The organism is Acinetobacter sp. FL (assembly GCF_040744925.1).
GTDB lineage: Bacteria > Pseudomonadota > Gammaproteobacteria > Pseudomonadales > Moraxellaceae > Acinetobacter > Acinetobacter radioresistens.
The window spans coordinates 1051128-1066461 of record NZ_CP160437.1 but is presented as its reverse complement, the minus strand read 5'-3'; the positions used below and the strand labels follow the sequence as shown (position 1 = coordinate 1066461).

Here is a 15334-nt window from a genome sequence, read left to right as displayed (position 1 = left end):
TAATCCTGGTTTTATCGCTATTTTGATGGTAAAAGCGTTGGTGCCCCTTATATTTTCCGGTATAATTTGGCGTTTTTTTAAAGTTTTACCTTTACATCAATCACTAAGCTGTCACCTTTTGACCTTAGAATTAGATGTGCCTAACCAAATTAAGACTAAGGAGTGACTTGGTTGTGAGTACTCGTTTTATGACATCAGCTGAAGTTCGTGAAGCATTTTTGCGTTACTTTGAATCGCAAGGGCATACACGTGTCGCGTCAAGTTCACTAGTACCCGCCAATGATCCTACCCTGCTTTTCACCAACGCAGGCATGAACCAGTTTAAAGACTGCTTTTTAGGTGCGGAAAAACGCGATTATGTACGAGCAGTCTCTAGCCAGAAATGTGTACGTGCTGGCGGCAAACATAATGACCTCGACAATGTAGGCTACACAGCCCGCCACCATACTTTCTTTGAAATGCTGGGTAACTTTTCTTTTGGTGATTATTTTAAGCGTGATGCCATCAAGTTTGCCTGGGAATTCTTAACCAGCGAGCAATGGCTGGCACTTCCTAAAGACCGTTTATATGCAACGGTTTATCATACTGATGATGAAGCTTTTGATATCTGGAACAAGGAAATTGGTCTGGATGCCGAGCGCATTATCCGTATTGGTGATAACAAAGGTGAAAAATACGCTTCGGATAATTTCTGGGCAATGGGTGATACAGGTCCATGTGGTCCATGTTCTGAAATTTTCTATGACCACGGTGACCATATTTGGGGCGGACTGCCAGGCACTCCTGAAGAAGATGGTGATCGCTTTATTGAAATATGGAACAACGTTTTCATGCAGTTTAACCGTACTGCTGACGGAGTTTTACATGCACTTCCGGCACCTTCTGTGGATACCGGTATGGGACTTGAACGTATTTCCGCAGTTTTACAGCATGTTAATTCAAACTATGAAATTGACCTGTTTCAGCACTTACTTAAAGCTGCTGCCGAAATTATTGGTGTAGATACCGCTTCACTTGAAGCCGAAGCTAAAGAAAAAAATACGCCTGTTCAGTACCCGGCTTCTTTAAAAGTAGTTGCAGATCATGCCCGCTCTTGCTGTTTCCTGATTGCTGACGGTGTTAACCCGTCTAATGAAGGCCGTGGTTATGTTCTTCGCCGTATTATCCGTCGTGCTGTACGTCATGGAAACAAACTCGGCGCAACAGGTACATTCTTCTATAAAATGCTACAGCCGCTAATTGAAGTAATGGGTACAGCTTATCCGGAACTTGAAGCCAATAAAGCACGTATCGAAGCTGCACTGATCAGAGAAGAAGAGCAATTTGCAAAAACACTCGAGCAAGGTTTAAAACTTCTTGAAGGTGAATTGAATCAGCTAAAAGGCTCAATAATTCCAGGTGAAATTGTATTTAAACTTTACGATACTTATGGCTTCCCGGTTGACTTGACAGCGGATATCGCACGTGAACGTGACTTGAGTATTGATGAGGCAGGTTTTGAAAAAGAAATGGCTGCCCAGCGTCAACGTGCGCGTGAAGCAGGCAAGTTTGCAGTGGACTATAACAGCATTGTTAAAGTTGAAGATGAAACCGAGTTCAGTGGCTATGATGCCACTGAAGGTCAGGGTCAGATTATTGCCATCTATAAAGATGGGACTCTAGTCGATGAAGTCACTGAAGGTGACGAAGCTTTAATCGTATTAAACCAGACGCCATTTTATGCAGAAAGTGGCGGCCAGATTGGTGATACAGGTATCTTCAAAAATGAAACAGGTATTTTTGAAGTTCAGGACACTAAAAAATCTGGCAATGCTTTTGTTCACCAGGGCATCGTGACGATGGGTAACCTAAAAGTTACTCAAAATGTAGAAGCAACCGTGAAAGCAGAACTTCGTGCAGCAACTGCGCGTAATCACTCAGCAACACATTTGTTGCATGCTGCGCTTCGCCAGATTCTGGGTTCGCATGTACAGCAAAAAGGCTCTCTGGTTGCTTCCGACATTTTGCGTTTTGACTTTGCCAATGACCAGCCTGTCACTTTCGAGCAGCTTCAACAAATCGAACGTCTTGTTAATGCTGAAGTTATTGCAAATACTGCTGTGACTACCGAACTGCTGGATATAGAAACTGCCAAAACCAAAGGTGCAATGATGCTGTTTGGCGAGAAATATGGCAGTGAAGTACGTGTGTTATCTATGGGTTCGATTATTGAAGAGAAAAACTTCTCAGTTGAGCTCTGTGGTGGTATTCATGTTAAACGTACAGGTGATATTGGTCTATTTAAAATCACTTCTGAAAGTGGTGTGGCCGCAGGTATTCGACGTATTGAAGCAGTGACAGGTACGAAAGCGCTTGAGCTGGTTCAAAAGGCAGATTCTGATATTCATCAGATTAACAGCTTGTTAAAAGCACAAAAAGATCAAACTGTAGAGCGTGTTCAAACTGCGGTTGAAAATGTATCCGCATTACAGAAGCAGATTGAACAGCTCAACCAAAAGTTGGCAAACTTCCAGGCAGCTGAACTTTTAAGCCAAGTTCAGACTGTGGCAGGTCGTTCTACACTGATCACCACTGTTCAGGGTATGGATGCGAAATCTCTTCGTAACCTGCACGACAGTACCAAGTCTAAACTAGACCATGCAGTGATTGTACTTGCAGGTGTAGAAGGCGACAAAGTCAGCCTGATTGCATCTGTAGCAAAAGACTTCACTTCATCTATCAAGGCAGGTGACATCATTAAACATCTTGCAACTGAACTCGGTGGCAAAGGTGGAGGTAAACCTGACTTGGCACAAGGTGGCGCGCCACTTAACGAGAAGTTTGAACAGGTCATAGCAGATTTAACTGCTTGGCTTGAAGCAAAATAAACTTCACTTTTTGTGTAACTGACCCTGATCGGTGAAATCGGGGTCATGGCTTATATGGAACAACTATGGCATTAATCGTTCAAAAATATGGCGGTACTTCTATGGGTACCCCCGAGCGCATTTTAAATGTTGCTCGTCGTGTGAAGCGCTGGCATGAGCACGGCCACAAGGTAGTGGTAGTAGTGTCAGCAATGAGTGGTGAAACTAACCGCTTACTTGCTCTCGCGAAAGCCATTACCGAAAATCCTGACCCACGCGAACTTGACCAGATGGTTTCTACGGGTGAACAGGTAACGATTTCCATGTTAGCAATGGCGCTGAACTCTATTGGCGTTGACGCTAAATCATTGACCGGACGCCAGGTTGGCATTAAAACCGATAGCGCATTCACCAAGGCACGTATCGAATCAATTGACACTGACGTTATGACCCAACACCTCGATGCAGGTCGTGTGATCGTGGTTGCCGGCTTTCAGGGTGTAGACGAACTGGGCAATACCACAACGCTTGGTCGTGGCGGCTCAGATACAACTGGTGTTGCACTTGCTGCAGCACTAAAAGCAGATGAATGCCAGATTTACACCGATGTTGATGGTGTCTATACCACTGATCCCCGTGTTGCTCCAAAAGCTAAAAAAATTGACCGTATTTCTTTTGAAGAAATGCTGGAAATGGCCTCTCTTGGTTCAAAAGTACTGCAAATCCGCTCTGTAGAATTTGCAGGTAAATATCAGGTTCCTTTGCGCGTATTATCAAGTTTTGACAATGACGAAGATGGCGCATTTGACGAAGAATTCAAAAAGAACGTGGGCACACTCATCACTACAGAAGCGGAAGATAACATGGAACAGCCAATCATCTCAGGTATCGCGTTTAACCGTGACGAAGCAAAACTGACTATTCTAGGGGTTCCTGACGAGCCAGGTATTGCATCTAAAATTCTGTCTCCGATTGGTGCAGCCAATATCGAAGTCGACATGATTATCCAGAATGTTGAAGAAGATGGAACTACGGATTTCACCTTCACTGTTAACCGTGGTGAGCTGGCTAAAGCAAAAGCTATTCTTGAAGAAACAGCTAAAGCGATTGGTGCGCGTGAAGTTGCTACTCGTGATGATATCGTCAAAGTTTCTATTGTCGGTGTTGGCATGCGTTCCCATGCAGGCGTGGCAAGCAAAATGTTTACTGGCCTGGCTGAAGAAGGCATCAATATTCTGATGATTTCTACATCTGAAATTAAGATCTCTGTCATCATTGAAGAGAACTATCTGGAGCTGGCTGTACGCTCTTTACACACTACGTTTGGTCTAGACCGCGAGCATGGTGAATCCAGCGTTCGCGCTTAAGTGCCTTTTCTGAAAGAACAATAGTTATACTGTTCTTTCAGAGAATAAGAATAAAAAATCAAAGCCACTATAGTTTTTTCTATAGTGGCTCTGTTATATTACCGATTAAGGTTATTGGAAAATTTTAGTAGAATTTATTCAGCTACCTAATTTGTCATATAATCCTGTTAAAATTTTCTCTGATACCAAGGTTGTGACTTTTCGCTTTTTTGATTAGAGCTTTTGCAGGTTTAGCGTTTAGCAAGGAGATAAACATGCTGATTCTGACCCGTCGCGTCGGAGAAACATTAATGATTGGGGACCAAGTCAGTGTTACTGTACTTGGAGTAAAGGGCAACCAGGTCCGTATTAGATAAAATTATTACTCATTTAACAAAGCCAAGACCTTCTTAACCGGCGCATAGCTACGCCGATGCTCATCAATTACACCATGTATACCAATTGCCTCAAAATGAGCTTTGGTCGGATAACCTTTATGTTTGGCAAAACCGTAATGTGGGTAACGTTGATCTAGTAAGACCATTTGCCGGTCACGTGCTACTTTAGCCAGAATACTTGCGGCCGAAATTTCCTGGTATAAAGCATCCCCTCCTACTACAGCTTCACAGCTCATCTGTAGGCCGGCAGGTTCTTTATTACCATCGACCAGCACTTTATCCGGTTGAATTGATAAACCTTCCACAGCACGGCGCATTGCCAGTAATGAAGCCTGCAAGATATTTATTTCATCAATTTCAGTAGCACTTGCTTCTGCAATGTACCAAGCCAAAGCTTTTTCCTGAATTTCGACAAAAAGCTTTTCACGTTTTTTTTCTGTCAGTTTTTTGGAATCATTCAAACCTTCGATTGGACGAGCTGGATCGAGAATGACTGCAGCTGCCACGACAGCACCTACCAATGGTCCACGCCCTGCTTCATCTACACCTGCGATTTTCATCAAACTATTTACTCATAAAAAAGCAGGCTGATTGTATCATCCTGCTCAATACTGAAAAAACTTAATTTAAAACTTCTGCTACACATGCATTAATTGTTTTAGTGACTGCATTGGTTATGATGGCGGTACGTGCAGCCGGATCAATCGCTGCTGTAGCCAGATCCACAGTTGTTATATTTTGTGGAGCCTTATCACTCACACAACCACAAATATCGGCCTGAACTGCCTGTTTCTGCTCAGCTGTCATTACCTTAGTTATATTTTGCCAAGCGGGCTGGTTGTTTAGTTCAGTATTACATTTTGCATTTACCGCCACTTTAATGGCAGCTGCTCCTAATTGCTGTGTAGTTGTGGTGGTATTGGCCGATTGCTCTATTCCTGAAGTTGTACACGCCGATAAAATTAAGGCTAAAGGTGCCAGTACATATATAGATTTCTTCATGTTTATCCTTTATCAGTGTATATATAAATTTTGGACCAATTTTAAAGATTATGAAGTATCTCAACACTGTTAAATGTAAATAACTGCCTAAAGAATCTTCAAATCACATATTATCGAGCGCTACTGCCTGTTTAATATCCTTATAAATACTTGGACAAGCTGAATGTACACGGTTCCAGCTTGGAATAAACGACTGCTGATTCGGAAAATTCATAAACTGCTCTCCCGCCTCAACAATACTCTGGGCAAAAAGTTCAACCGTATTTTCTTCACTATGCCGGTCATAATGTAAACCATTGGTTATTGCATCATAATAATAGTGATCAATCATATCTAAAGCATTTCGATAATAAGTTGCACGAAGAATCCGGATATTATCTAGGCTAACTGGAACGCCCAGCGTGGCAAGTTTACGAAAAAGTGCTAGAGCAATATCACGGCTCATACGCTTCAAGCCACCCTCTCCATTTGAATTCACTACATTTCGATGCTTATGTTCATAGCGGTCAGCAATATCTACCTGACAGATCCGTTTGGTAGAATAATTACGATAGATTTCAGAAAGAACTCCAATTTCCAGCCCCCAGTCACCTGAAACTTTTAAATCACGTAATGCATCCAGATGAATTGCCATTTCGCCTGAAAGTGGATAACGGAAGGCTGAAAGATAAAGCAGATAATCCAGTGGGCCAAAGACTTTCTTGAGTGCAAGTAAGAGTGGAGAAACCAGCAGACGGGATACCCTGCCATTCATTTTATGCTCAGCTACGCGGGCATAATATCCTTTAGAGAACTGGAAATTAAACTGTGGATGAACCATAGGATAAATTAACCGCACCAGCATATCACGCTGATATGTACTGATATCACAGTCATGGAGTGCCACGACCTTACTATTACTTTCAGCTAGTGCATAGCCAGCACAGTACCAGACGTTACGGCCTTTTCCACGTTGCGAAGGTGCAACTTTTAATTCTTCAAGATGCTGATGGATTTTCTGTAAACGCGGTCCGTCGTTCCATAAAATAGTATGCGGCTGAGGTAGCTCGGAAAAAAACTGCTTGGCATGCTTAAATTGTTCAGGATTAGCTTGATCCAGTCCAATGATAATCTGCTGGATATAATCAGCTTCTTTCAATTCCTGCACAATTTTAGTAAGTGCAGGGCGCTCCAGCTCAGAATAAAGTGAAGGTAAAACTAAGGTAACCGGTCTATATTTAGTAAATTCACGCAATTCATTTTCATAATCTTCCAGCTGGCGCTGCTTTAGATCATGAATTGTTGTAATCATACCTTCTTGTGCAAAATCGACCATTATTTTCTCTCCATTTATTGTTGTAAAAAGTATTCAAGACCTTCTTTCCAGCCTGCTGGAGCCATTTTCTGAGTGTAGTAGACGGAGTTATGTGCGAATTGAAGGACCGGTTTATAAGGACGCTTTACAACCACAGCATGCTCACAGGCTTTTAGCATATCAATATCATTCTCACTGTCTCCCAAGCCAATCCGGACAGCTTCAGCTGGATAAAATTGCTGTAGCCAGCGTACTGCTATAGATTTATCACATGCTGTACTCAATATATGACTGAAGCGCCCGCCATGTACTATATGCAAGTTTTTGGCCAAGTGCCGGGCAATAATTTGCTGTTCATATTGTGGATTGCTACCCCAGATAATCACTTCACTATAAAGCCGTTGTAGGGCTTGACATGATTCAGCTAAGCTTAATCCGGTTAACTCAGCAATCTGCTGGGATATATTTTCACTAAAAAGCTGAAAATTCAAATGGTACTGTATACGGAGTTGTTGTAATGCTTCAGTAATGGCTGCCTGCCTGACCGGACTCTGAAACTGATAGAAAGAATTAAAATATATATATGCCCCGTTTTCTGCAACAAACGGCATATCCACTAAACCTAATTTTTTTTGTAAATCTTTAATTTCTAATGCGGTTTTACTGCTGCATAAAATAATGGGGTAACGTCTTTTAAGCTGTCTGATTAGCTCCAGATTTTCCATATAAGTATAAGTATCGTGGCCTAATAGTGTTCCATCTAAATCTGTAAAAATAAGATAATCAGGCATAATAAATAAGATTGATCAGTTAAATTGCATATTTGTTTCCTGATCATATAAGGCTTTTATCACTATTTTTTTCAGCTTACTTTTTATAACAATAAATCAACAGGCCTACATAGAGTAAACCTATTGATTTTATCTTAATTGATTACAGAGCCTGAATTTTCTTAATCCATGATTGCTTTTCAGTATTGTCTATAAAAGCCGCCTCAAAAGAATTAATCGCTAACTGTTTAAGTTCAGCTTCAGACAAATTTAGTGCTTTTTGAATAGCAAAGAAATTATCATTCATATAACCACCAAAATAGGATGGATCATCTGAATTTACTGTTACTTTAACGCCCTGCTGTAACAGACGGTGAATATTATGCTGCTGCATATCATCCACTACACAAAGTTTCAGATTACTCAGCGGACAAACTGTAAGAGGCATTTTTTCCTGAATCAGCCGCTGCATGAGAACCGGATCTTCCTCAGAACGCACACCATGATCAATCCGGTTAACCTTTAACAGGTCTAAAGCCTCCCAAACATATTCTGGTGGACCTTCTTCACCCGCATGTGCAACCACCAAAAAGCCTGCTTCGCGAGCTTTGGCAAAAACCCGGGTAAATTTGGCTGGTGGATGGCCGACTTCACTTGAATCCAGGCCTACTGCAATAATCTGATTCTTATAAGGAAGTGCCTGCTCCAGAGTTTTCAATGCTGCTTCTTCACTTAAATGGCGTAAAAAACACATAATAAGGTATGAGCTGATACCCAATTTTGCTTTTGCATCATCACAGGCACGTTGCAAACCATTCAGAACTGTTTCAAATGCTATGCCACGATCTGTATGAGTTTGCGGGTCAAAGAATATTTCAGTGTGTACTACATGATCTTCAGCACATTTTTTAAAATATGCCCAAGCTAGGTCATAGAAATCCTGTTCATGAATGAGTACATTTGCCCCTGCATAATAAATATCAAGAAATGACTGCAGGTTATGGAAATTATATGCCTGTCTTACCTCTTCTACAGACTTATAAGGAATATCAATCTGATTACGCTGTGCAATTTCAAACATGAGTTCAGGCTCAAACGTCCCTTCAATATGTACATGCAGTTCAGCTTTAGGTAAAGCACGAATGAGTTCAGTATGACTCATGGTCTCTCCTTGGAATTCGCAATAAATAAAAAGGGTGCAAACTTCCGTTTACACCCTGAATGATGTATAAAAATTAGCCACCAAAAGCAACAAATTTGATTACCCATAACACGGCAATGATCCATACCATGTAAGGAACCGTACTTGCTTTGCCTGTAAAAAGCTTCACCAGTGCATAGCTGATAAAGCCCATAGCAATACCATCAGCAATTGAATAGGTAAAAGGCATGAAAACGATAGTCAGGAAAGCAGGAACCGCTTCAGTAATATCATCCCATTCAATATGGGTAATACCCTGGATCATTAATACCCCAACAAACAATAAAGCCGGCGCTGTCGCGAAACCCGGTACAGACTGGGCTAACGGTGCCAGGAACAAGCACGCCAGAAACATGAAACCGACGACAACAGCAGTTAAGCCAGTACGGCCGCCTGCAGCCACACCCGATGCAGATTCAATATAAGGCGTAGTAGATGAAGTGCCTAGTGCGGCCCCAGCTACAATGGCAGTAGAGTCAGCAAATAATGCTTTCTTCAAGCGTGGTAACTTGCCATCTTTAAGCAGGCCAGCACGATGAGAAACCCCTACAAGAGTACCGGTAGAGTCAAACAGGTCAACCAGGAAGAATACAAAAATCACCCCTACCAGACTGGCCGTAAACAGGCCCTCAAAGTCCATTTGTAACAATGTTGGAGCCAATGATGGCACCGCGCCTACTATACCTTTAAATTCATTCAGGCCTAAAGCAGTTGCAATTGCAGTTACGACCAGAATACTGAGAATGATTGCACCACGGACCTTAAAATGATGCATGATCACAATAAGAAAGAAACCTAACAGGGCCAGTAAAACTGTTGGCTGTTTGATATCGCCCAGCCCTACCAAAGTAGCCGGATTATCTACAATAATGCCGGCATTCTTGAGCGCGACCAAGGCTAAAAACAGCCCAATACCGCCGCCAATCGCCAGTTTTAATGACATGGGAATGGCATTGACGATTGCCTCACGGATTTTGAACATACTGATAGCAATAAATACCAGACCTGAAACAAATACCGCAGCTAGTGCCGTTTGCCAAGGCACTCCCATCCCTAAACACACTGAATAAGTAAAATAGGCATTTAGTCCCATACCTGGTGCAAGGGCAATTGGATAATTGGCCACAATTCCCATAACCAGACAGCCAATTGCGGCTGCAAGACAGGTTGCGACAAAGACAGCTCCATGATCCATTCCGGTTTCGGATAAAATCATTGGATTAACAATAATGATGTAACACATTGTCAAGAATGTGGTTACACCTGCTAGAACTTCTGTTCTAAAACTGGTTTTATTTTCGCTGAGCTTGAACAAGCGCTCAAGCATACCGGCTGAGGTATTGGGAGTTGTCATTACATCGCCCCTGAGAATTAAGATCTTTGCGATTGAATCCTCGGCCTGAAAAGCCTCAAATCACCACACTGCTATAAAATTTAAATGCATCAAAATCAGATATTGTGCAAGTAATTCTGGATAAAACAGCAAGACCTATGCCATCCTAATTACTTCCCATCTTCAAGCTGCACCTGAGCCCAAACTTACTAAACACTTGATGAGTGCCACTAATAGGCGAGGCAAACAAAAAAGCTGCATCATCTTATGCAGCTTTTTCATCTAACCTGTAAAAAAAAGTGTTAACTTAAATCTACCCGCTAAATTTTTTCGGCCAGATTATAACACACTGATTTTATTTTTGATTATCAGGTTTAATCTTCTTAGATTAATTTGGAACACTTACTGTTTTTAAAATATTTAAAATCAGGCGCTTAATTTTAAATAAACTTGCAAGTTTTTTATTTTCTCTCCCGTTAACCCCAAAAAAGTATAAAAATCTCTACATTTTTTCAGTCTGAACGGATTTCCCTGCAGTATCAAACACCGGGAAAGTACTCCGTTCGAGATGATGCGGGTTGTGCTGAGCCTGCTCTAAAGAGCTCTGTGCTTCCTGGATGACCTGCTTGATCTCCTGCTGACGCTTTTGCTGAATAGTATGATAGGTTATATAGCCTACCGAGACGACTGTAACTGCTGCGATTACCGTTATAACTGTTTTCATATCTCTTATCTTTAGTTGTTATCGAAAAATCTTGATGTAATTTTATCAAAAGCATAATGCTTCATGCATTTTAAAACTGAATTTCTTTTAACACTATGGCCGATAAGATCAGCACCAATTTTCTAAGAACTTGAAACGTGTTATTCTCGGTGCCCTATAATCTAAACCTTCTTACTATTTTCTATGTTTCTTACGCCACCCTGATTACTCATTTCCTAGAAGTAATTTCTCATTGCTATATTAAAGGTTAGTGGTGTGGCGTAATTATGTCTTTTTCACAATATTGTCACCTCACTCGCCTGTTCCAATAAAAATACGGGCTTTCTTTATGTTGTCTTCTTTCCGTGAACAGTGGTTTTCAAACATTCGTGCTGATGTGCTGGCTGGACTGGTAGTAGGTCTGGCACTTATTCCCGAGGCAATTGCCTTTTCAATTATTGCCGGAGTCGATCCGCAAGTCGGTTTATATGCTTCATTTTCTATGGCAGTAGTAATTGCCATTGTAGGGGGCAGACCTGCCATGATTTCAGCTGCAACTGGAGCTATGGCTTTAGTTATGGTTACTCTGGTTAAAGAGCATGGATTACAGTACCTGCTTGCGGCTACCATACTGACTGGCATCATCCAGATACTGGCTGGTTACCTCAAACTGGCCAAGTTGATGCGTTTTGTATCTAAATCTGTGGTGATTGGATTTGTAAATGCCCTCGCCATTTTAATTTTTATGGCTCAATTACCTGAACTCATCAATGTCAGCTGGCAGGTTTATCTATTTGTTGCTGTAGGCCTCAGTATTATCTATCTATTTCCCTATGTTCCAAGACTTGGCAGCTGGTTACCTTCCCCGTTGGTGTGTATTGTCGTGATTAGCCTGCTTTCAATCTGGTTGAATAGTGATATACGTACTGTAGGCGATATGGGTAATTTACCTGATAGTCTGCCCGTATTTCTTATACCAGACATTCCGCTTAACTTTGAAACGCTCAGAATTATTTTGCCTTATTCTATTGCTCTGGCTGCAGTAGGCCTTTTAGAGTCAATGATGACTGCCAGTATTGTGGATGAAATGACTGATACTTCAAGTGATAAGCATCAAGAATGTAAAGGACAAGGTATTGCAAATATTGTTACCGGCTTTATGGGGGGTATGGCTGGCTGTGCCATGATTGGACAGTCAATGATTAATGTGAAATCTGGCGGTCGACAACGTTTATCGACTTTCTGTGCAGGGATATTTCTTTTAATTCTGGTGGTATTTATCAGTGACTGGCTTAAGTTAATACCAATGGCAGCTTTAGTGGCAGTCATGATTATGGTTTCAATTAGCACATTTAACTGGCAATCAGTCATACAGTTTCATAAAAACCCGAAGAGTAGCAACAGTGTAATGATCGCAACTGTGGTGGTCGTAGTTGCCACTCATAACTTGGCTTTGGGCGTACTGACTGGTGTGTTGCTCTCTGCACTGTTTTTAGCCAACAAACTGGAAAATGATATTCGAGTTGAATCTACTTTAAAGGAAGGTGTCCGAATTTACAGCTTGGTGGGACAGATCTTTTTCAGTTCATCCGAACGTTTTTACCAGAGTTTTAATTTTAATGAACAGGTGGAAAAAGTAATTATTGATCTTACCCATTCCCATATTTGGGATGTAACCTCTGTAGCTATGCTGGATTCCGTTATCAAAAAATTTACCGAGCGCGGTACTTCCTGTGAAGTAATTGGCTTAAATGAAGCAAGTTCAATCATGATCGATAAATATGGAACTCAGGCCAAGATCTGACACCCTCATCCGATTCATACCAAATTATATATCAGAAGTACAAGGAAAGGGTTGCTCCAAGCAACCCTTTCCTTTTAGAAAATTATCTAAAGACTTCTTAATAAAATTAAAGTCCTTGATAATTATCTATCATTTTTGTGGCTTTGTGAGCCTGCTTCACGAGCTTCCTCTGAGGTAAACTCATGTGCATTACCACTTTCATGGGCTGCTTTACCACCTTTACTAGCGATTTCGCGCTGTTTATCTGCATCCATACTAGCAAAGCCGCGTCCTGAGCTGTTATTGCCACTTTGTTGACTTTGCTGACGACTATTTTGGCCGCCACCACCTTGCTGTTTCTGATTATTACTGCCACTTTGCTGTTGTTGATTATTGCTGCCCTGTTGCTGGCGCTGGTTATTGTCGCGTTTATTATCTTGATTAGCCATTTCACACCTCATAACAAATATTGAGTTGGTTTCAGGTTGGTCGTTATCAAACGAACATCTTCACTATAAGGGAGTCAGCAATAAGTTTTGTTATAACTAAGGATGAGTTTTATTTAAAGCATTTGAGTTAGGTATTCATAGGTGTGACTTCAATATACTTATATAATCATTCTTCTAGGATATAAATTTAGACATACTTATAACTACTTTAATATCAATGCTTCATTTATTTTAATGTATATTCTACCTGTTTTTAATTATTATAAGTTTACATTTAAATAATTTTTTACTTTATTTTAAACATCATATGAACTCATAACTCCAGAATAATTTTTATAAAAAAAGGCCTGTTTTCTGGGGTTGAAAACAGGCCTCTAGAGTAGCTTTATTCTTTTGTACAATTGTTAATATAGTGGAAATAATTTTAACCAAACTTAAACTCAAATAGAGTTACATCTTTAAGAATAAGTGTTAATACATGTTATAGTTAGTATAATTTAATTAATATTCGCATATAAATTAAGCAATTAGCCCAATAGTAAAAATTAAAAAAACTGAATTTGCTTAACTGGTTAATTTTTCAAATAAAGTCTAATTTTAAATTTATCTTACCAATTTAATTAATCTACTCTCTTTATGCTTCTGCTTTCTAGAAACTAAATTTTTCTAATTTTAAATTCTTTACATTAATTCTTATTATTCCTCTTCTAAAAATTTATAATTTATTGAAATTATCAATTCTTAGCAAATAAAAAAGCCCACTAAAGTGAGCTTAATATTTATAACCGGTACATCTGATTAGGCGCAACGTAAAAGCTTTGGCCATCCAGATTAAAATTAATCTCTCTTCCGGAATCAAGTAGAACTTTTTCACCTACTTTTACCCATTTAAAGCCGCCAGAAATATTTTGTTTTCTCTCTGAAGCTATAATCTGAACATGAATAATATCACCGTCGATAGATTTCGCGGTACGAAAATTTGGATATTTCAATATATACACCAATACAATAAACTTTAGTAAACTCTTTAGAGCAGTTTTCGAACAATTATTTAATTAAAATAAAATTGTTTTAATTTTAATAACTACAAAATCTCAAGAAAATCTTGAAAAATGGGAGTGGCATCGTATGAGGTTTGCCTTCATTAAGTTTTATATCTTAGCACAGCTTTCTAAAATAACAAGCTTATTAGAAATAATTATAGGTTTTTATGATCAAAAAATTTTTTTAATTTGGTAATAAAGAATATAATAACTATATAATTTATATTCATAGATAAATAATTTTTCCATTTTTTAATTAGAATTTAATTTTAATATTTTTAAAGAAAATCTTATTATTTATCTTTTAATTTTTTAAAATTATAAATCTTTCAAATTTAATAATATAATTTTATTAACTTCTTATATAAAAAATATTATCTATGTTATTTTTATTAATAAAGTATTGATAAAAAGTAATTTACCTCTGTACTTAGTTAAATTTGTTCTATGCTGTAGTAGTTAATCTAAGAATATAATTTAAAGTTTTATAGGAGAAAAAATTGATAAAACAACTTTTTATAGCCTCTAGCATTGCATCCACTTTAGCTTTTGCCGGTTGTGCTACTATGAACAACCCATCTACTGACCGCAACTTGGCTTTATTACAAAACAAGACATGGATAGTAACTCAGATCAATGATGTAAAATATAAGGCTGATCCTCAGCAATCTGATGTTCCAAGTTTAATTTTTGATAATACTCAACTTAGCGGAACTGATGGCTGTAACCGTCTTATGGGAGGCTATGCAGTGAAAGGTACACAAATTACTTTCTCAGAAATAGCCAAAACACGAAGAGCGTGTTTAAGCCCTACAAATTTACCAGATAAATTTACTAATGCTTTGAATCAGGTTACTGAATATAAGGTGAGTGAAACTGAGCTAAAACTGATGGACAGCAACAAGAATACAGTGCTTGAATTTAAAACTCAGCGTTAATATAAAAAGTCCTCACTATGAGGACTTTTTTACGTTCTATATCTATGACAGCGCATATAAAATTAAAAATGTTTTATTTTATGAAGGCCAGATATTAAAAAAGGCTTCAAGTACTTGTATTTCCTTGAAACCTTTACACCATAAGGTGTCATATTTGGTAGGCATATCCTCTACCAAACATACACATAAGCAATTGATTATAAGGTTTTTTATAAAAAGTTCTAAATT

12 protein-coding genes and 2 pseudogenes are annotated in these 15334 nt (G+C 39.3%); 5 read left to right on the top strand and 9 right to left on the bottom strand.

Features of this window, described 5'->3' with window-relative positions:
• The first annotated feature begins 173 nt into the window (after positions 1-173).
• The 3 genes and pseudogenes from alaS to ABZP31_RS04800 all read left to right on the top strand — a co-directional run.
• Positions 174-2867 (top strand): alanine--tRNA ligase, encoded by a 2694-nt coding sequence (gene alaS / locus ABZP31_RS04810; protein ID WP_248134078.1) that lies wholly within the window; start codon positions 174-176, stop codon positions 2865-2867.
• 65 nt (positions 2868-2932) lie between these two features.
• On the top strand, positions 2933-4213 hold the full coding sequence (locus tag ABZP31_RS04805) for an aspartate kinase (protein WP_005014971.1): 1281 nt from the start codon (positions 2933-2935) through the stop codon (positions 4211-4213).
• Positions 4214-4467: 254 nt separating this feature from the next.
• Positions 4468-4563 (top strand): annotated as a pseudogene (locus ABZP31_RS04800) (carbon storage regulator); the annotation flags it as partial.
• An 11-nt stretch (positions 4564-4574) separates the two neighbouring features.
• Here ABZP31_RS04800 and rnhB read toward each other — a convergent pair.
• From rnhB to ABZP31_RS04765, 7 genes are all read right to left on the bottom strand, one after another.
• Complete coding sequence (gene rnhB / locus ABZP31_RS04795; protein ID WP_005014975.1) at positions 4575-5150, bottom strand: ribonuclease HII; 576 nt, start codon at positions 5148-5150, stop codon at positions 4575-4577.
• A gap of 61 nt (positions 5151-5211) precedes the next feature.
• Positions 5212-5592, bottom strand: a complete 381-nt coding sequence (locus tag ABZP31_RS04790; RefSeq protein WP_005025378.1) for a hypothetical protein — start codon at positions 5590-5592, stop codon at positions 5212-5214.
• Positions 5593-5695: 103 nt separating this feature from the next.
• Positions 5696-6907: a glycosyl transferase gene (locus ABZP31_RS04785; protein WP_248134077.1), complete on the bottom strand. Its 1212-nt coding sequence runs from the start codon at positions 6905-6907 to the stop codon at positions 5696-5698.
• A gap of 14 nt (positions 6908-6921) precedes the next feature.
• The gene (locus ABZP31_RS04780; RefSeq protein ID WP_248134075.1) at positions 6922-7677 is read right to left on the bottom strand and encodes a mannosyl-3-phosphoglycerate phosphatase; all 756 of its coding nucleotides are present in this window, start codon (positions 7675-7677) and stop codon (positions 6922-6924) included.
• A gap of 142 nt (positions 7678-7819) precedes the next feature.
• Complete coding sequence (locus tag ABZP31_RS04775; protein WP_005406035.1) at positions 7820-8818, bottom strand: adenosine deaminase; 999 nt, start codon at positions 8816-8818, stop codon at positions 7820-7822.
• 73 nt (positions 8819-8891) lie between these two features.
• Complete coding sequence (locus tag ABZP31_RS04770; RefSeq protein WP_005014984.1) at positions 8892-10211, bottom strand: NCS2 family permease; 1320 nt, start codon at positions 10209-10211, stop codon at positions 8892-8894.
• 481 nt (positions 10212-10692) lie between these two features.
• A complete protein-coding gene (locus ABZP31_RS04765) occupies positions 10693-10914 on the bottom strand; it encodes a hypothetical protein (protein WP_248134074.1) in 222 nt (73 codons plus the stop codon).
• 328 nt (positions 10915-11242) lie between these two features.
• Here ABZP31_RS04765 and ABZP31_RS04760 point away from each other — a divergent pair, with 328 nt between their 5' ends.
• Positions 11243-12697, top strand: a complete 1455-nt coding sequence (locus ABZP31_RS04760; RefSeq protein WP_248134071.1) for a SulP family inorganic anion transporter — start codon at positions 11243-11245, stop codon at positions 12695-12697.
• A gap of 131 nt (positions 12698-12828) precedes the next feature.
• On the opposite strand, the pseudogene ABZP31_RS04755 reads toward ABZP31_RS04760, so the two are convergent.
• Both ABZP31_RS04755 and ABZP31_RS04750 read right to left on the bottom strand, forming a co-directional pair.
• Positions 12829-13011 (bottom strand): annotated as a pseudogene (locus ABZP31_RS04755) (KGG domain-containing protein); the annotation flags it as partial.
• Positions 13012-13904: 893 nt separating this feature from the next.
• Entirely contained in the window at positions 13905-14117 is a 213-nt protein-coding gene (locus ABZP31_RS04750; protein WP_005405128.1) for a hypothetical protein, read from the bottom strand.
• 551 nt (positions 14118-14668) lie between these two features.
• On the opposite strand from ABZP31_RS04750, the gene ABZP31_RS04745 reads away from it, so the two are divergent.
• Positions 14669-15106: an META domain-containing protein gene (locus ABZP31_RS04745; protein WP_248134069.1), complete on the top strand. Its 438-nt coding sequence runs from the start codon at positions 14669-14671 to the stop codon at positions 15104-15106.
• Positions 15107-15334: the final 228 nt, after the last annotated feature.